We start from the raw sequence: 17,970 nt of genomic DNA on the forward strand, positions 1-17,970 counted from the left end.
TATGTTACCAATACATCTCAACAACGAAACCTCACGACTACGAGCAGTGGTGCTAGGTTCAGCAGTAAATAATGGTCCAACGCCAACAAAAGAAGAAGCGTACGACCCAAAATCATTAGAACACATTCTTGCCGGAACGTATCCTGTAGAAGCCGATATGGTCAAAGAAATGGAAGCGTTCAATCAGGTTTTTCAAAAATACGATGTGCAAGTTTTTCGTCCGAAAATGATTGAAAACTACAATCAGATTTTTACCCGCGACATAGGCTTTGTGATCGAAGATACTTTCATCAAAGCCAATATTCTTCCGGATAGAGAACGCGAATTGGATGCCATTCAATACATTATTGACCAAATCAATCCTGTAAAAGTAGTACGTCCGCCCGATGAAGTACATATCGAAGGTGGCGACGTAATGCTTTGGAACGAGTATATTTTTATCGGAACGTATAAAGGTTCAGATTATAAAGAGTACATCACAGCACGAACTAACATGCAGGGCGTGAACTATATCAAAGAGTTATTTCCAAATAAAATTGTAAAAGAATTTGATTTGGTTAAGTCAAAACTAGAAGCGCATGATAATGCTTTGCACCTAGATTGCTGCTTTCAGCCTGTCGGAAAAAACAAAGGCATCATCTACAAAAGCGGTTTCCGTGAAGAAGCAGATTATGTTTTCTTGGTCAATCTTTTTGGAAAAGAAAACCTATTTCATATTACGCGTGACGAAATGTACCATATGAATTCCAATGTGTTTTCTATAGATGAGAACGTAGTGGTATCGGAACAAAATTTCACCCGATTAAACACTTGGCTTCGCGCTAACGGATTTACGGTTGAAGAAATTCCGTATGCTGAAATAGCCAAACAAGAGGGATTACTGCGCTGTTCTACACTGCCTTTAATTAGAGATTAGATATAACAAAAAAGCACTTGAAAGAGTGCTTTTTTATGTTTTAAGTGGTGAGAACTTCTGAAGGGTTTAATTTTCTTACTAATAGAGCTTCCTGCTAAACGGTTATTAGTAATACTAAATAGCAATCACTTGACTAAGAAATAAATCTGCAATTTACATTACCCGTCTGTAATACTTTATGACCGTAATACTTCCTGGTTCGGTGACCTTTATTTCATCATTCGTTAATAGTACCGTTCGTTCTGGAATTGTTTGACCTAAAACATAAATACTGTAGCTGTCATTTCCTTCGCTTTTCCATTCCCAATGCGTGTTTGCGGTAAATCCACTGCAATCATCATTTGCATAATAGGTTTCTGTTACGAAAGGGTAATTCCCGGGAGGCATTTCTAATGATTGTTGGCCACATGTGCCATTTATTTCAAACTCATACACCGCATTTTCATATACTGCCCTATAGATTATCCATTTTCCTATAATTGGATCAGGCGCAGTCGTACTATCGCTACTGCAAGCTACTAGTAGGATAGTTAGGAATAAGAGTATTGTTTTTTTCATAAGATATAATTTATTCAATTCTAATTTTAAACTTTGGATTAGAGGCACGCCTTTGGAACTTTTTAAAACTTCTTTCAAAGCCCAAACGGTTACATTTTATAAATAGATTTCTTCTTTATATTTAGGAGTAGTGATTTTAACTTCTATTTCTTTTCTGTTTTGCAAAAGTATCTTTTCTGTTAATTTGTATCTAAAAGTTTCGTTTTGCGTTTTATAAATAGTCTGGTCGTCATCTCCTTCACATTTTTCAAATTCCTTTTTAAAGACTATTTTTTGTGTTGAAATAGTAAAATCAAATGCACCCCAATAATCACAAATTCTGCCATAATGGCTAGAGTAACCAATTAATTCAAAGCTATTATTTTGAAATCTATATTTATCAGTGTGTCCCCATTTCCAAGAACTTCCACCAGACTCACTTATTACCAATACGCCTTTTTTTATTTCGATGCCTTCGTAAGGATCTCCCATCATTCCGCCCTCTCTGCTATTCCCAGTTGCTTTGACAGATCGTTGCCAAATAATCCAATTGTTTAAGCTGTCTTTTTTAAAAATCACTATTTCTCTATCTATTCCTTCGTTATCAATTTCTGTGGTAGTCATATCATAAACAATGACTTTTTCATGTACACCATCAGTATCCAAATCACCATTAATTTCATCTAGTATTTTATAATTCTCAGGAACAAGATTTTTCTGCCCGTAAAAAAGGCTACTGTTTAAAATGAAGAGAAGTAGTATAAATAGCGAGTGTTTCATGATTGTGTTACTACTCTTTAGTTGCTTTGAATGCGTTTCGAATTTCATATTCGTATATTTTTTCAATAAGATAAAAATTCTTGCGAAACGGGAACGGGAACTTACAACAGAATTCGCAATTAGCTTCGCTCTGTTCGGCTATCAGCCTGGGTGGGAGCAAAGGCTGTTGTGTGTCCGCCTGTTATTTGTTTGGTTCTATGTGAATTAAAACGTGTCCTAATTCTATTATTTCATTTCTTAATGTGTCTTTTAATTTGTGTGCTAAATCGTGTCCCGCTTTTACAGAAATTTCTGCGTCAACAATCGCGTGCAAATCTACGTGATATTGCATTCCGGCTTTTCTAATAAAACATTTTTCGGTTCCAATTATTCCATCTACTTTTAGTGATATTTGTCTAATATTTGCAACTAAATCATCATATCGGTGTTCATCCATTATTTCTCCAAGTGCTGGTCTAAAAATTAAATAACTGTTATATAAAATAAAAAATGAAGCAAAAAGCGCAGCCCAATCGTCAGCAGATTCATAACCTTTTCCAAAAAATAAGGCAATAGATATTCCGATGAAAGCAGCAACTGATGTAATTGCATCGCTTCTGTGGTGCCAAGCATCTGCTTTTAATGAAGAACTATTTGTGAGTATGCTTTTTTTCATTACAGTTTTAAAAGAGTATTCTTTCCAAAAAATTATTAATCCTAATATAATCAAGGTCCAAGATTTTGGTAAAGCGTGTGCTGTTCCAATATTTTGTATGCTTTCATAGGCAATAATGGTCGCTGACGTTATTAAAAAACCTACAACAAGAAATGTAATTAAAGGTTCCGCTCTTCCGTGACCGTATGGATGATTTTTATCTGGGGGTTTATTTGAGTATTTTATTCCAAACAATACTAGAAACGATGAAAAAATATCAGTAGTCGATTCAATTGCGTCAGCAACTAGAGCATAAGAATTACCAAAAACACCAGCAATTCCTTTTATGATTGCTAGACTAGTATTGCCTATAATGCTAAAATAGGTTGCTTTAATTGCCGTTTGTTCGTTTGTCATTTTTTTGATCTTTTTTTCTGTTTATTATCAGCGTAGCTGTCGCTCGCAAGCTGCCCATACCGTTGCCTCACTTTGCGTCTGTTGCAAACTTAGTAACCGCATAATTTCCAATAATATACTATTTCTTGCAAAACGTGGATGTGAATTTACCGCAAAAATTCGCAATTGCGCCAAGCGTGTGTGAGCAGTAGTGCTTTTATTTATCAGTCTTAAAGTCAATTATATAAGGTGTAAGAGCAAAACCTTTTTTACTTATAAATCTGTTTGTTATCAATGATTGATAGTGCTTATTTGGCTCAATCTCAACTTCTATTGTTATAGTTTTATTGTTATTGCTCCAACCTATAAGGTGTTTAAAATTGTAAATATAGCTTTCGCCAAGTGGGCCGTAATCAAATCCTCTGTAGTTTGTGTCCATCTCTTCTGAAAAGTTAATTGAAATTTGAATAATTCCAGCTTTGACTTTTTGATCTCCATTTTCAAATGGTACGATTGAAATGACCTTTGGTCGTTGTTTTTCGTAGTGGTTGTAAAGCTCCTCTAATGTTTCGGGTAATAGTTTTGTTGAATTGACAATTCGTTCAACTTCTTTTTCGTTGGTATAATCAAGTTCAATAAGCTCTTTTATTGCTTTTGTCTTGTCTTTTGAAAGATTGTAATAGCGTTCACAAATTTCGTAACCAATATAATAGCCCAAATCTCTGACTTTTAACTCATTTCTATTTTCACCATACAACCAATTGTAATTATTTGTCATTACAAAAAGGTCAGTTACAAACTTATCAACTACTATCTTTAGGTTAGCTTTTCCAAATTCAATTGCTGGTGCAGCAGATTTTGTATTTGTAACTTTACAAGAAATAAATTCTGCAACTCCTTCATACAAACACATAGAAAGTAAATTCTCTACTAATTCTTTTTGTTGTGTGTGTACGTACTCGTGTGTGCACAAAAGAGGTAACTCTTTTAATGGATTTTGTATTTTATAAAAAGATTGTCGCCAGCTTGGTAACTCATCTACTATAGTAGTCTTGTCTGCCAATGACAATTCACTACCAATTAATACTTTGTTTCCTTGTATTGTTCCTCCTGTTCTAAAAGCGCCAATAGTAAAATAAATTGTAGCGGGTTTTAAATCAGGGTAAACTTTTTGGAGTTTTCTAATATTTTTGTTGATTTTAGGATAAAGCTCTTTTACTTTAAATGTATTAGGTCTTATCGAGTTCCAAAATTTCGGGTTTTGTGTTATCCAATCAATAAATTCCTTTTCTGAATAATTACGTACTTGAATCAAAGATTTCAATCCTTCAGTTCCTTTATCAAGGTAAAATTCTCTTAACAGTCTGTATTGTTGAAGACTATCTTTTACGACAATAATTTTGTCATAGGTAGCCCAAAAATTGTCTATGTCAGCAGACACAAAGACTTGCTTGCTTTGTTGCGCAAAAGCAGTAGTAGTTAATCCCAAAAAAATAATAAAATAAACTATTTTTTTCATATCGTCTCTTTAAATTTGTTTGCGTTTTCGGAGCTTAATGCTATTGTTCCCGCGCTTCGCATCAGTTGCTACTTCAGAACGAATTATTTTCTGTTAAAGATAAAGATTATTGCGAAACGGTAACGGGAACTTACCACAAAATTAGCAATCAGCTTCGCTCTGTTTGGCTTTCAGCCTCGGGTATGAGAAACGCTTGTTGTGCGTTCGTCTTTCTTTTCAAAACGTTTTATCAAATGTTTTTCCATTAAATTTATAAACTCTACCATTCGCCATTCCAAAAAGTAAATTAGTACCATTGTCTTTATAGATAGTCCAAACCATTACTTTAGATAATTCGCTATCAATGGTATAGTTTGTCAAAGTGGTTCCGTTATATTTCCAAGCTCCTGAATCTCTATCCCCAAACCAAATGTTTCCTTCTGTATCTTCTTCAATAGCAAAAACGGATTGTAATCCTGTGTTTTTAGCAAATTGTTGCGTTTTAGTGTTCGCTTCAAACTCATTCATTGAAAGTAGCTTTCCTTGTTCTTTTGAGAAATGAGTTATCGAATCTCCTTTTTTAAGTAGTACACCAATTCCATTATTTCCTATCCAAATTCGACCTTTTGAATCTGCTAAAACACTTCTTATGTGTAAAACTTCACTGTCTTTAAGCTTCAGCTTTTTTGTATCAAAAATAGTTGTCATTTTGCCATTGTAATTGAACAATGCTGAATAAGTTGCAATCCAAACAGTACCGTCTGTATCTTTTGAGATACCAGTCACACCATAAGATTTATTCGGGTGTTCATTTTTAGGTTTTGGAAAAATTAGATAGTTCATATTCATTCCATCAAAACGATTTATTCCGTCTTCTTCGCCTGCATAAAACCATAAATCACCACTGGTTTTATTCCAATCATATTTTGGGTCGTTGGTTATTGTCGAATAATTAGTAAACATACCTTTGTCATAAACACTTACGCCTTTTGCAGTTCCGATCCAAATTTTTCCATTTTGGTCTTCTTGAATTGAACGAATTTGATTGTTGGATAAGCCTTCGCTTGTTGTAAAGTATTCAAATGATTTTCCATCGTAATAACATACGCCTTCATTATGGCTTCCAACCCAATAATTCCCTTTGCTGTCTTGAAAGATAGCACGTATTCCCGAAGTGAATTTTAAGGTGTCAGTTTTGGAATTCACAATCAATTCAGGCTTATGCGTTTCTTTTTCTGTTGATTTCTTTTCAACGCAAGATAAGTTTAAGGTCAATAGGAGTACTAGGTATATCAATTTTAGTTTTTTGTCCATTTCGGGTTTTTCTAATAGGGCGCACAAGAAGCGGGTGCTGTGCGCTAGCGCGTAACGTCGAGCTGGGCGTAGTGCCCGCTTGTTGGGAGAAATCCCTTCGGGGATTTTGCCCAACGTTGCCGCTTCACGCAGTTGCGAACTTCGGAACGAATTATTTTCCACTAAGATACTATTTCCTGCGAAACGCAAACGTGAATTTTGAACAAAAGTCGCAATTAGCTTCGCTCTGTTCGGCTTTCACCCTCAGGTGTGAGAAACCGCTGTTATGGCGTGGTTTTGTCTTACAACAATATTAATTTTTAAGTATTTTTTTTACTGTTTTCACATTTGAGTTTTTTATATGTACTAAATAAGCTCCACTTGTTAAATCACTAATTTGTAATAGGGTTTGAAACGATGTCAACAAAATACGTTTTACTAATTGACCTTGAATAGTAAATATTTCTACAGTCGTATTGGCGTACTCTGAATAGTCTATAAATAATTGTTGGTTGCAGGGATTTGGATATATAGAAATGGCTTTTTCAATATCATTTTCCGATGTTTCTAAAGTTACACTACACAGTTGAGGAATTTGTAAAGGAATATTTCTGTTACTATTTGTCCCATCTCCAAGTTGACCAAATTCATTAATCCCAACTGACCAAACTGTTCCGTCATTCTTTAAGAATAATGAATGTTCAGAACCTGCTGATATAGCAATAACTCCTGTTAAGCTACTCAACTGAATAGGAATATTTTTATCTAATGTTGTTCCATCTCCAAGCTGTCCATAGGTATTTCCACCTACAACCCAGACAGTTCCGTTATTCTTCAAAAAAAGAGAATGATAGTAGCCAGCTGAAATAGCTATTATTCCTGTAAGTCCGGGAACTTGAATAGCAGAATTCTTATCCGTTATAGTTCCGTCGCCCAGTTGACCGTTCTGATTTGCGCCTACGGACCAAACGGTGCCATCGTTTTTTAAGAAAAGAGAGTGTACCACACCACAAGCAACTGAAGTAATACCAGAAAGTCCAATTACCTGCACAGGAGTAAATCTTTGGATATTAGTTCCATCACCAAGTTGACCTTGCTGGTTGTTGCCTGATGACCAAACAGTTCCGTTATTTTTTAGAAAGAGAGAATGCATTTGACTCGCACCACAGCTAGTAATCCCTGTAAGCGAATTTATCAATACTGGAGTATTTCGATTGATATTAGTGCCATCACCAAGTTGCCCAAAATAGTTATATCCAGTTGCCCAAACTCTTCCATCACTCTTCACAAAAAAAGTATTGAAATCTCCACTTGCCAGATTAATTGTTCCAGTAAGTCCGCTTAGTTGCACAGGAATATTTTTCGCAATATTTGTTCCATCTCCAAGTTGTCCAATAGTATTGCCACCGACTGCCCAAACACTTCCGTCATTTTTAAGAAAGTGTGAATGAGTACCGCCAGCAACAGCTATAACAATACCAGTTAATCCGCTGACCTGATTTGGGCTAGTTCTGTCGGTAAAAGTTCCATCTCCGAGTTGACCATAATTATTTATACCTGTCGCTTGAACTGTTCCGTTATTACAACGAAATAAGGAAAAAAATCCGTGGGCTGAAATTGATTGTGCATTTAGATTGTTGCACAAAAAAAATAAACAGAGAACAACTACTATTTTTTTCATTTGAATTGCATTAGATTCTTGAATTCTCCCCAAACTGTCTGCCAACATTCCGCCACTTCCCGTGAGTTGCGAACTTCGGAACGAATTATTTTCTGTTAAAGATAAAAATTCTTGCGAAAGAGAAACGTGAATTTACCACATTTCTTGCCATTTCTTGAAACCGCTGTTGGTGGCTGCCCTTTTTTCCACTACAAAATTTCTTTTTTTTCCGATCTGTTTATTTTCTGTGGCTATTATAAATTTATTCGGTGTTTTAAAAAAATAAAAACACAATCACATAAATAGGTTTGCGGAGCAAACCTATTATATATCGGTAGCCATTTTAAAAATTGTTGTTTCAAGATCTACTTTTCCTCTTTTTTAATCACAACTCCTATCTTTATTATTTTATTTATAATTAAAAAAGTAAATATAAAACAAGCCAATCCCAAAACTACCCAAATAGAATAGTTTGCACTATTTTGTATAGGAACGGAAATAAAATTTGGTTTTTCGGTATATCGTTCTACTAACCAAGCAATCGATGCTATAATGGCAAACAAAGCTCCTGTAATTCTAACCCATTTATAAATTTTAAATTTGCTTACTATTATTAGCCAAGGCATTACCAAAATAATTGTAATGAGTTGCATAATTTCTATTCCTAAATTAAAACCAAATAAACTCAAAGTCAGCTTGCTTGTGGTTAAATGTAATTCTTTTAAAATAGTTGCAAATGCCATCCCGTGAATTAATCCAAAACCACAAGCAACGTAAATTTCTTTATTTGGAAAAATTGGTTTTAATGCGTGTATTGCTGTAATTAATATCGAAAATGCAATAAGTATTTCTACTGGTTTTGAATTTGGATTAAATGTTGTCAAAGTTCCAATTATCAAAGTAATGGAATGTCCAATTGTAAATGCTGTAATAATTTTTAGAATTTTTACAATTGTATATTTAATTTTTCCATTATAAACCCATTTTTTATTTATCGAAATCAATGGAGCAGATAGAAGTAAAACCAATAAAAAAAGCAAATGATCAGTGCCTTCTGAAATGTGTTTCATTCCTAAAGTAATCATACTTTTAAATCCTTTCCAAGTGCTTCCTTTTTCTAATGAAATATGCAATGGATAAATGGTGTTTGTAGGAACATCAAGTTCAATAATTCCTATTTGTTGCGCTTGTTCGTGAATGCCATTTTCCCAGTCAGCGTTTACAAAAACTAGCGCTTGATGGTTGGTTATTTCGTGCATTATGGCATCATAATGAATCGTAAAATCTCTGTAATTAGCATTTTTGCTTGTGCTAAATTGTAGCTCAAATTGTATTTCTTTATAGTCGCCAACAAAGGCAGCATTAGCTTTTTTTATTTGATAATTAATAAATTTCATTTTCCAGAATTGATGATTTGCACCTTCAATTTTAATGTGTTTCGAAAAATAATTTGCAAGGAGTAAATTTTGATTTTCAGTAACTTTTGACTTATACGCAATTTCAAAATCCTCTAACGGAATTTGAATAGTCATTATAATATTTTTAGATTGTACATTTAAATTCACAACCGTATTTGGTAATGGATGTGAAAAAAGTAAGCTTGAAAAAAGTAAATTTAAATAGAAAAATATCTTTTGGAATTGCATTTTGATATAAATTAAAAAAACCTTGTCTCTGTTTAAAAGACAAGGTTAAAACTATAAATCATTAAATTATTTTTTTATTAATTTGTTAGAAATGCTTTTTACACCATTCGTTTCAATGTTGTAAATATAGTTGCCAGAAGATAAATCACTTAAATTAACTGTAATAGAATTGTTTCCGATATCTAACATATTTTTATAGGCGTTTGTAATTAATTTTCCTTGTAAATCATAAATATTTATTTTAACAACTGCATTTTCCTTTAAATTAAAATTGAATGTTGTGTTTTCTATTACAGGATTAGGAAAATTAACAATTTTTGAAGCCAAACTAAAATCCTGATTACTCAATGGTGCGCCAGTTCCACCGTAATCTTTAGCGTGATCTCTCCAAATGGAATGTGGATGTTTTGGAGATAAAATAATTCCGTTTTGTGTAGAATATTCTATCCAAACTCCTGGACCATCTATACGCACATAATCATTTTGATTGTTTAAGGTTGCTGTTCCAGAATAGGCAATATAAGTATTATCAATTTCAGCAGTATATTGTGTCATAAATAAAGCAGCACTCGTATCGTCAACATCATTTACATAAGTTGCAATTGCATTTACTATTAATTGTTTTTGTGTCGCCGTTAATGCGTTGGCTTGTAATCCTATTTTAGTAGTTGGGAAAATCCAATCGTCTTGTGGCCCTAAAATAATATCGGTAAAAGTAGTTGTTAAATGTGCTGATGTTAATTGAGTAGCCGTTAAACCAGCAAGCATATTTACTAAAGCTGTTTTTTCTTCTATCATAGGTTGATAGGTGTTTCCTCCACTTGTAAAAGAAGCATAAGGTTCAGTTGCAACAAACGATGGAGTTGCGCCTACTAAAAGTCCGTTAATGTATGTGTTTGCAACGGTTCTATGATGACCAGTCATTTGAATTTCAAATGTTCCAATCATAGCAGGTGTGCCAAAAAAAGCAATATAAAAATTACCATTTCCATAAGAAGTTCCACCACCATTTACTGATAAATAATCATCGGCAGCCCATAATCCTTGTACTTCATTGTAACCTTCACCTGTAGGAGTTCCAGTCATTGCTTGTACTAAAGCTCTTGCAGCTGTTAGTTGTCCACTTGTTAGTGTTCCCATTTTAATTCCTAATCTAGCCGACATTGAAGCTGGTAAATTAGACCAAGTTCTAGCTTTTGTAAGTGTATAAGTCGATTCTAAAGTAGTAATTTGACTTGCAGATAGTGTAGCTTTGAAAGCATTTGCTAAATCAACAATTTCTTGTGTTGTTATGTTTGTATTAAGTTGAGATTTGCTTGCGCTAAAGGCTGTTGTTTGTAATTCGTTTGATGGATAGTTTTTAACACCAAAAACAAGTAAACCAATAATACTAAAAGGCAATAGAATGTAAAAAGATATTTTCATAAAACGATAAATTATTTAATAAGTGCAAAAAAACAATCTATATAAATTGATTTAAAACTTTTGCGATAAATAAATGATTTTCAGCGATGAATAGTTTAATTACTTCAAGAAAATTTGATTTATTTCTTTCTCGTAACTTATTCCAATCGGAATTTCAATACTATCTAGAATAATTTTTTTGTCTCTTATCACTTTTATTTCTGATAAAGGAACTATAAAGGAACGATGTACTCTAATAAAATTACTTGTTTTTAGTAGTTCAAGTATTTCAATCATAGTCATTCGAGTTATAGTTTTATTTTGATTTTTATGAACTATTGTCAAGTAATCAGCCTGACTTTCAATGTGCTGAATTTCGGATAAGTAAATTTTTATTAGTCTATAATCCGATCTAATAAAAATTGCTTTCTCCTCTGAATTTTCTATTGAAATTTTAGATTTAACTTTTTTTATAGCCAAAAGAAAGCGATCATATTCAAATGGTTTTAGTAAATAATCAAGCGCATTGAGATTATAGCTTTCAACAGCATATTCGCTATGCGCTGTAATAAAAATAGTTTCGGTATTTTGTTTTATTTGTTTTAAAACTTCTATTCCTGATACATTTGGCATATTGATATCTAAAAAAATCAAGTCTACAGGAAATTTACGAAGGTATTTTAAAGCTTCATTCGGATTAGTAAATTTCTTAACTAATTCAACTTCATCTGTTTTTAAACAGAAATTTTCTATCAAGTCTAATGAAAGTGGTTCGTCATCAAGTGCAATAGCTCTTATCATCTTAAATTTATTTTTAGAATTACAGAAAAAGCATCTTTCATTTCATTAATTTCTATTTGATGTTTGTTAGGATACAACAAATCAAGTCTTTTTTTGGTGTTTGTAATGCCAATTGCGGTTGAATTTTCTTGAGGATTTTTATTTAATTTTTTGTTATTAATGTTAAAATATAAATAGCCATCATTGTTATTGATGTTAATTGTAATTTCAGCATTTTCATCAGAAGCGATACCAAATTTGAATGCATTTTCTACAAATGCTATAAAAACAAAAGGAATTATCTTGTCAGCAGGATAGTCGTTTTTAAATTCAAAAATGATAGAACAGGTGATACCTAAACGTATTTTTTGTAATGCAATATAATTGGTAATAAATTGAATTTCTTTATCTAATAAAACAAATTCTCTTTCAATTTCTGTCAAACTATACCGCATCATTCCTGATAATTTTACTATTGCATTTGGCGTGTCATCAGATTTTTTTACAGAAAGTGCATAGATACTATTAAGCGTATTAAATAAAAAATGCGGATTTATTTGTCCTTTAAGAAATGAAAGTTGAGCGTTTTTTATTTCTATTTGACTTTCTTTTAATCGATTATTTACAGTCATTGAATAGGTTATAAAATAGACGGATATAAATAAAAACAAAGTTATTTGAGAGTTTATAAAAAAGGTAAAGTTGTGCTTTGATGTTGTGAAATTATTTAAAATAATATCTGGCATTAAACACAAAATAAACATCGTGATTAAGCTTATTGAAAAGTATACGTAACTTTTTGTAAAGTATAATTTTGGGATTATCAAATAATAATTAATGTAGAAAAACAATAATAATACAAAATTAGTAGTGAGTTTTCTAACTAGAAGATAGTCTCCAATTTTTACACCAAATTCGGGTTTATGTGGTGGTGTAAGTAAAAATGGTATAACTATGAAAATTATTAATATTACACTGTTAAGAACAATTTTGTTTCTTTCGAACATAATTTTGTTTTTTGCAATAATAAAACAATTTAACTTGTTTAAATTAATTTAGCGATGGATGCACAAAAAATAGCGATAAATTGTTAGATTTATAGTGTAATTTGTTTGTTTCTAATCGGCTTTTTTGTTGTCGCGCGATAGGGTTGCCTTCAACATTCCGCCACTTCCCGCGAGTTGCGAACTTCGGAACGAATTATTTCTGTTAAAGAAAAAAATTCTTGCGAAACGCGAACGTGAACTTACCACAAAATTCGCGCCCGAGGGCGTTAGCACGAACAGACGCAGTAATTGCGAGAAATAGCTGTTGGCAGTAGTTTTATTCTTGAATTCTGTTTTTCAAATCCATTCTTGAGTGCAAAATTCTAATAATTTCTATTTTGGCTACATTCAAAATTCTGTAAAATATGAGGTGTCGACCAGATTGATAGCCAAATAGATCTTTCTGAATTTCATTATAATTTTTACCAAAAGTCTGATTTTCTGCCAACTCTTGACAGTCATTTAATAACTCAAAATAATATTTGTCAGCTTGTTTTTCAGACCAAACTTCATATGTATAATCCCAAATTTTTGATAAGTCATCAACTGCGTTGTTGGTAAGCACATATTTAGCCATTTCTCTTCTTGGCTTTTAGTGATTCAAGATGTTTTTCGGGGTTAAAATTTTCGGCAAAACCACTTTCAATACCTTCGTTGATTGCTTTTCTGAGAGCAATTATTTTATTCTCTTCTTCTTCTAACAATCTCAAACCTGCTCGAATAACTTCGCTTGCGTTTTTAAATCTGCCTTCCGAAACTGTATTGTCTACAAAGCTTTCGAAATAATTTCCTAAAGAAACTGATGTATTACGTCCCATAATTTTATTATTTTAGTAAAGTTACCAAAATTTGGTACTAATACAATAAAAAAGTTCTTTTTTTGCACGGACAAAAAATTACTGCCAACATTCCGCCACTTCGCATCAGTTGCTACTTCGGAACAAATTATTTTCTGTTAAAGATAAAAATTCTTGCGAAACGTGAACGAGAAGTTACCACAAAATTCGCAGCCGAGGGCGTTAGCACGAACAGACGAAGTAATTGCGAGAAACCGCTGTTGTGTGATGTTTTTTATTCGATTATAACTTTTTTTATAGCTATTTTTGAATCTGTTTCAATTTTGAATATATATGTCCCTTGACTTAGTTTACTTATGTCAATCTCTAATTCATTGTTACTAATTTCCTTTTTTAAAACATTAAAACTTTGTCCTAAAATATTGTAAATTTCTAAATTATTTATTGAGGCAACTCCTTTCAAGTAAACTTTATTTACGGTAGGATTTGGATAAATAATTAAATCGTTTTCTGAACTATTTTGATTAATGTTTAAGCTATTTTCAAAATCAAATCTGCAAATTAAAGTGTTTTTGATTGTTGACTCTCCAGTTGTAGTCGAGCCTAGTGCAATAATTTTCGTGTCATTTTGAATTTCTATTTTCCATCCATTATTTAGTTGTGAAGTATTATTGTCTGTTAAAAAAACACCATTATTTCCAAATGTATTATCTAATGTGCCATTTTCTAATAGTCGTGAAATATTTAAAAAAGTTTTCATGAATGGGTATGGATAAGCTGAAGACCCGATACCAAGGAATTTATTATCTGATTGAACTTTAACAGAATAGAAATTATCATTGCCATTGAACATAACATCCAAAACTACAATTCCATTCGTTCCGAAAGTATTATCTAATGTGCCATCGCTGTTGTATTTTACAATTAGTGGTTTACTCCCACCAAAACCTCCAGTTCCACCTGAATATTCAGAACTACCACAAACTACAATTTTCCCATTATTTAGTAGGTCAAGATTCCGATATTGAGCATATCCGGGTGAAACTCCAATTTGAGTTAAAACAACACCATTATTTCCAAAAGTTGTATCAAGAGTTCCGTCTTCATTAAATTTGCAAATATGTCCAGTAAAATAGTTGCCCACACTATTAGATGAAGAACCAACGGTAAAAAATTTATTATTTGGTAGGATTTTTATTGCTTGGCAATAATCATAAGAGAAACTGGTAATATCACTAATTAAACCGCCATTATTTCCAAATGATAAATCAATACTTCCATCCGCATTGTATCTATTAAAAAAATAAGTATTTGAGTTTCCATTATATGTTCCATTAATTGAAATGAATTTACCATTATTAAACTCACTCAATATTCCTGGTAAAGTATTAACTGGTAAATCAACAAAACCATTATTGCCAAACTGACTATCATAACCAATAATGGGATTAATTTTAATAAATTTTGATGTACCATTAATTTTACATACCAATAAAACTTTACCATCGTTGCATTTAATTGCAGATGTTAGAAAAGTTTGTCCTGTTAATGTTCCTTCAATTGAAATTACGCCATTTGTTCCAAAGCTCGTGTCTAAATCTCCGCTTGATAAATATTTTGTAATAAAAAAACCTCGTTCTGTATTTGGAGCATAAGTTACTCCGTCGCTATTTCCAGCAACAATAAATGAATTATCTGAAAATGTAATTAAATGATTACCTCTAGCATTCCTGTTTCCTAAAGAAAAAGTTTTTAATCCTCCACTTCCAAAACTGCTATCTAGTATGCCATTTTGAGCAAAACTATTTTGAAGTATTAAAATAAAAACTATTATTGTTTTTTTCATTATTTATATCATTTTTTGCGGTTTTTTTCCAAAATATCACACAACGTTCCCACGCTTTGCGTCTGTTCCGAGCTTCGGAACTGATTATTTTCCACTAAGATACTATTTCTTGCGAAACGCAAACGTGAACTTACAACAAAATTCGCACCCAAGGGCGTTACCACGAACAGACGAAGTAATTGCGAGAAGCGGCTGTTAGCAGACGTATTTAGTTTATTTGCGTCATTACTATACAGCCCAAATCATACCAACTTTCCGTTTCTTTTTGTGGAAAAACGACTTCTCCATGAAAACCGTCACCTCTAATTCCAATTTTACAGTTTTCAGGAATATTTTTTCCAAATTCTTTTATTGCTACCTGAAGTAATTCAACTCGATAATCGTTTAATAAATGAAATGCAGCTGACAAAACAATGCTTCGTGGATCTTCAAATTTTCCAGCTAAATATTTTAATAAAGCATGCTCTTCAAAAAGTGACCTCGAAATATCATCTTCAAATTCTTCATCTTCATCCAATTCTTCGTCATTTATATCAGAAGGCATTCTTGGAATATTATATAACTCTGATAATTTTTCAAAAGCAAGTTCTGCTTGTTCGGGAAACGACTTATTAGTTGCTTCAATTTCTGTGATTAGATTGTAAAGAGCTTTGTCTGAATCAATCCAATTTTGGACTAGGTTTTCTTCCATGATTTTTTGCACGGTTTTGTTCAAATATGTCTGCTAACGTTCCGCTGCTTCTCGTCAGTTGCGAAGTTCGGAACGAATTATTTTCCACTAAGATACTATTTCCTGCGAAACGCAAACGTGAATTTACCACAAAATTCGCACCCGAGAGCGTTAGCACGAACAGACGAAGTAATTTCGATAAACCGCTGTTTGCAACAGTAATTATTTCACTATATATCTCGTTTTATTGAGATTGCCAACACTTTTAAACATATGCATTTCCATTCCTTTTTTCAAATCTCTGCTTGCTGTGGCAGATGATAAATCTTTAAATATGTTCATATAATCCTTTCTGTTAAACTCTTTTATTCCGAGTTTTAAAAAATACTCTAAACGATCAATATCTTTTAGAACTCTATTGTTGTAGTTGAGTAGAGTTCCCAATGATTTTTCAATAATTCCAAGCATATATTCAATGAAGATAGTTGACTTCCCGGATTTATCACATAAAGCTAATGATTTATAATATTCATCTTGAGTTTTGCTGATTAATGTTTCGAATGGTAAAAACTCAAAAACTGGATATTCATCTATTAGAATCAGAGTTTGCCATAATCTTCCCATTCTTCCGTTACCATCAAGGAAAGGATGAATGAATTCCATTTCGTAATGAAATACGCAACTTTTTATTAGCGTTAATTCATCAGAATCTTTCAGATATTCAAACAAATCTTTCATTAAATGCGGAACATTTTCATATGGCGGAGCAATGTGTTCGACATTTGTTCCTTTAACTATTCCAACACCTTGTTTTCTATACTTTCCAGCACTTTCAATTAATCCATTCATTAACTGAAAATGCGCGTTTAAAAAACTTTTATCAGATGAAAATTTATATTTTTCCAGTTTTTCATAAACCTTAATGGCATTTAAAACTTCCAACACATCTTTTTCAGGACCAATTACTCTTTTATTTTCAATCAAAGCAGTGATTTGTTCTTCAGTCAATGTATTACCTTCGATTTGTAGCGAAGAATGAATTGTTTTGATTCTATTCTGTTTGCGGAGTTGCGGAGATTGTTTGCTTAGATAATTAGCATTTACTTCTCCAATTTTCTCTGAGATTGAGCTTATCAGTTTTAAAATTTTCGGAGTAATCTCGTAAGGTGGTTTCATTGATGCTATCATTTGATATTATCAAAGGTAGTTTTTTTTCGCGAACGTCCAAAATTAGTGTTGCTAACGTTCCGCTGCTTCTCGTCAGTTGCGAACTTCGGAACGAATTATTTTCTGTTAAAGAAAAAAATTATTGCGAAACGTGAACTTACAACAAAATTCGCACCCGAGGGCGTTAGCACGAACAGACGAAGTAATTGCGATAACAGCTGTTAGCAGAAGTATTATTTACGCACAATCCAATTCTCGATTTCAATTCCATTTAATCTTTCGAAATCTTTAGTATTTTCAGTTACTAATATTAATTTATTTTCGATTGCAGTAACTCCAATTAACAAATCGAATTCGTCGTTTTGAGGCTTACCAAGTTTATTAAGACGAACTTTTTCTTCAGCGTATTTTTTTATCGAACCGTAAATTGGGATTATTACAATTCCTTTTAAGAAAATGTCAACAGCTTTGTGTGACTTTACTTTATCAACACTATTTTCTGCACCGAATCTTAATTCTAAAACAGTTATTTCTGAAATTTAACAGTTTTCTAAACCTTTTAATTTAAGTGTTTTGTCAACTTCAAATTTTCCGCGTAGAAAATGTACACAGATATTAGTATCAAGTAAATATTTCATTAGAATTTAATTTCTTTCGTTCTAAATTTTCTGCTAGATTTTATCTCTGTATTTATTTCGTCAGAAGTTTTTTCAGTTGAGAATGCACCAAAAGATTTATAAAAGTTATTTTCTTTACTTTTTGTTTCTGCTTTTAATGATTTGGTCAACTTTTCAATTAGTTCGAGTTTGCTCATTGAGTTTAAACTCTCGAATAATCCGAAGTAATTTTCTATTATATTTTTGTCAGTAAAAGTCATTTGCGTTTTGTTTTATTCAAAGA

The 17,970-nt window shown here is 32.3% G+C and carries 18 protein-coding genes; 1 reads left to right on the forward strand and 17 read right to left on the reverse strand.

Annotated elements, in window-relative coordinates; translation table 11 throughout:
- Position 1: 1 nt before the first annotated feature.
- Positions 2 to 916 (forward strand): arginine deiminase family protein, encoded by a 915-nt coding sequence (locus PSU83_RS02315; RefSeq protein ID WP_300586276.1) that lies wholly within the window; start codon positions 2 to 4, stop codon positions 914 to 916.
- Between the two features lie 153 nt (positions 917 to 1,069).
- Here PSU83_RS02315 and PSU83_RS02320 read toward each other — a convergent pair whose 3' ends face one another.
- The 17 genes from PSU83_RS02320 to PSU83_RS02400 all read right to left on the reverse strand — a co-directional run bounded on the left by PSU83_RS02320 (position 1,070) and on the right by PSU83_RS02400 (position 17,947).
- A complete protein-coding gene (locus PSU83_RS02320; RefSeq protein ID WP_300586277.1) occupies positions 1,070 to 1,474 on the reverse strand; it encodes a hypothetical protein in 405 nt (134 codons plus the stop codon).
- A 96-nt stretch (positions 1,475 to 1,570) separates the two neighbouring features.
- Positions 1,571 to 2,233, reverse strand: coding sequence for a hypothetical protein (locus tag PSU83_RS02325; protein ID WP_300586279.1), 663 nt, complete (start codon positions 2,231 to 2,233; stop codon positions 1,571 to 1,573).
- Positions 2,234 to 2,414: 181 nt separating this feature from the next.
- Entirely contained in the window at positions 2,415 to 3,284 is an 870-nt protein-coding gene (locus PSU83_RS02330; RefSeq protein WP_300586281.1) for a cation diffusion facilitator family transporter, read from the reverse strand.
- 196 nt (positions 3,285 to 3,480) lie between these two features.
- Positions 3,481 to 4,782, reverse strand: coding sequence for a DUF2268 domain-containing putative Zn-dependent protease (locus tag PSU83_RS02335; RefSeq protein WP_300586283.1), 1,302 nt, complete (start codon positions 4,780 to 4,782; stop codon positions 3,481 to 3,483).
- Between the two features lie 216 nt (positions 4,783 to 4,998).
- Positions 4,999 to 6,264 (reverse strand): two-component regulator propeller domain-containing protein, encoded by a 1,266-nt coding sequence (locus PSU83_RS02340; RefSeq protein ID WP_300586285.1) that lies wholly within the window; start codon positions 6,262 to 6,264, stop codon positions 4,999 to 5,001.
- A gap of 103 nt (positions 6,265 to 6,367) precedes the next feature.
- Positions 6,368 to 7,735 (reverse strand): T9SS type A sorting domain-containing protein, encoded by a 1,368-nt coding sequence (locus PSU83_RS02345; protein WP_300586287.1) that lies wholly within the window; start codon positions 7,733 to 7,735, stop codon positions 6,368 to 6,370.
- A gap of 344 nt (positions 7,736 to 8,079) precedes the next feature.
- A complete protein-coding gene (locus PSU83_RS02350; RefSeq protein WP_300586289.1) occupies positions 8,080 to 9,246 on the reverse strand; it encodes a HupE/UreJ family protein in 1,167 nt (388 codons plus the stop codon).
- A gap of 180 nt (positions 9,247 to 9,426) precedes the next feature.
- Positions 9,427 to 10,785 (reverse strand): DUF3500 domain-containing protein, encoded by a 1,359-nt coding sequence (locus PSU83_RS02355; protein ID WP_300586290.1) that lies wholly within the window; start codon positions 10,783 to 10,785, stop codon positions 9,427 to 9,429.
- A gap of 99 nt (positions 10,786 to 10,884) precedes the next feature.
- Positions 10,885 to 11,565, reverse strand: a complete 681-nt coding sequence (locus tag PSU83_RS02360) for a LytTR family DNA-binding domain-containing protein (RefSeq protein ID WP_300586292.1) — start codon at positions 11,563 to 11,565, stop codon at positions 10,885 to 10,887.
- Positions 11,562 to 12,176, reverse strand: a complete 615-nt coding sequence (locus PSU83_RS02365; protein ID WP_300586294.1) for a sensor histidine kinase — start codon at positions 12,174 to 12,176, stop codon at positions 11,562 to 11,564. The genes PSU83_RS02360 and PSU83_RS02365 overlap by 4 nt, the downstream gene beginning before the upstream one ends.
- Positions 12,177 to 12,867: 691 nt before the next feature.
- Entirely contained in the window at positions 12,868 to 13,167 is a 300-nt protein-coding gene (locus PSU83_RS02370) for a type II toxin-antitoxin system RelE/ParE family toxin (RefSeq protein WP_300586296.1), read from the reverse strand.
- Complete coding sequence (locus PSU83_RS02375) at positions 13,160 to 13,408, reverse strand: type II toxin-antitoxin system ParD family antitoxin (protein ID WP_300586298.1); 249 nt, start codon at positions 13,406 to 13,408, stop codon at positions 13,160 to 13,162. The genes PSU83_RS02370 and PSU83_RS02375 overlap by 8 nt, the downstream gene beginning before the upstream one ends.
- 253 nt (positions 13,409 to 13,661) lie before the next feature.
- A complete protein-coding gene (locus PSU83_RS02380) occupies positions 13,662 to 15,233 on the reverse strand; it encodes a T9SS type A sorting domain-containing protein (protein WP_300586300.1) in 1,572 nt (523 codons plus the stop codon).
- Positions 15,234 to 15,441: 208 nt separating this feature from the next.
- Complete coding sequence (locus PSU83_RS02385) at positions 15,442 to 15,924, reverse strand: hypothetical protein (protein ID WP_300586302.1); 483 nt, start codon at positions 15,922 to 15,924, stop codon at positions 15,442 to 15,444.
- Positions 15,925 to 16,125: 201 nt separating this feature from the next.
- A complete protein-coding gene (locus PSU83_RS02390) occupies positions 16,126 to 17,079 on the reverse strand; it encodes a Fic family protein (RefSeq protein WP_300586304.1) in 954 nt (317 codons plus the stop codon).
- 224 nt (positions 17,080 to 17,303) lie between these two features.
- Positions 17,304 to 17,609 (reverse strand): PIN domain-containing protein, encoded by a 306-nt coding sequence (locus PSU83_RS02395; RefSeq protein WP_363319848.1) that lies wholly within the window; start codon positions 17,607 to 17,609, stop codon positions 17,304 to 17,306.
- Positions 17,610 to 17,707: 98 nt separating this feature from the next.
- On the reverse strand, positions 17,708 to 17,947 hold the full coding sequence (locus tag PSU83_RS02400; protein WP_210646949.1) for a hypothetical protein: 240 nt from the start codon (positions 17,945 to 17,947) through the stop codon (positions 17,708 to 17,710).
- Positions 17,948 to 17,970 lie beyond the last annotated feature (23 nt).

The organism is Flavobacterium sp., assembly GCF_029945805.1.
In the GTDB taxonomy this organism is placed as follows: domain Bacteria; phylum Bacteroidota; class Bacteroidia; order Flavobacteriales; family Flavobacteriaceae; genus Flavobacterium.

Coding starts and splice junctions, on each gene's coding strand:
- PSU83_RS02360 (WP_300586292.1), bottom strand. CDS start 11,565: ATGATAAGAGCTATTGCACTTGATGACGAACCACTTTCATTAGACTTG.
- PSU83_RS02350 (WP_300586289.1), bottom strand. CDS start 9,246: ATGACTATTCAAATTCCGTTAGAGGATTTTGAAATTGCGTATAAGTCA.
- PSU83_RS02400 (WP_210646949.1), bottom strand. CDS start 17,947: ATGACTTTTACTGACAAAAATATAATAGAAAATTACTTCGGATTATTC.
- PSU83_RS02390 (WP_300586304.1), bottom strand. CDS start 17,079: ATGAAACCACCTTACGAGATTACTCCGAAAATTTTAAAACTGATAAGC.
- PSU83_RS02375 (WP_300586298.1), bottom strand. CDS start 13,408: ATGGGACGTAATACATCAGTTTCTTTAGGAAATTATTTCGAAAGCTTT.
- PSU83_RS02385 (WP_300586302.1), bottom strand. CDS start 15,924: ATGGAAGAAAACCTAGTCCAAAATTGGATTGATTCAGACAAAGCTCTT.
- PSU83_RS02370 (WP_300586296.1), bottom strand. CDS start 13,167: ATGGCTAAATATGTGCTTACCAACAACGCAGTTGATGACTTATCAAAA.
- PSU83_RS02335 (WP_300586283.1), bottom strand. CDS start 4,782: ATGAAAAAAATAGTTTATTTTATTATTTTTTTGGGATTAACTACTACT.
- PSU83_RS02330 (WP_300586281.1), bottom strand. CDS start 3,284: ATGACAAACGAACAAACGGCAATTAAAGCAACCTATTTTAGCATTATA.
- PSU83_RS02345 (WP_300586287.1), bottom strand. CDS start 7,735: ATGAAAAAAATAGTAGTTGTTCTCTGTTTATTTTTTTTGTGCAACAAT.
- PSU83_RS02315 (WP_300586276.1), top strand. CDS start 2: ATGTTACCAATACATCTCAACAACGAAACCTCACGACTACGAGCAGTG.
- PSU83_RS02320 (WP_300586277.1), bottom strand. CDS start 1,474: ATGAAAAAAACAATACTCTTATTCCTAACTATCCTACTAGTAGCTTGC.
- PSU83_RS02365 (WP_300586294.1), bottom strand. CDS start 12,176: ATGACTGTAAATAATCGATTAAAAGAAAGTCAAATAGAAATAAAAAAC.
- PSU83_RS02380 (WP_300586300.1), bottom strand. CDS start 15,233: ATGAAAAAAACAATAATAGTTTTTATTTTAATACTTCAAAATAGTTTT.
- PSU83_RS02325 (WP_300586279.1), bottom strand. CDS start 2,233: ATGAAACACTCGCTATTTATACTACTTCTCTTCATTTTAAACAGTAGC.
- PSU83_RS02355 (WP_300586290.1), bottom strand. CDS start 10,785: ATGAAAATATCTTTTTACATTCTATTGCCTTTTAGTATTATTGGTTTA.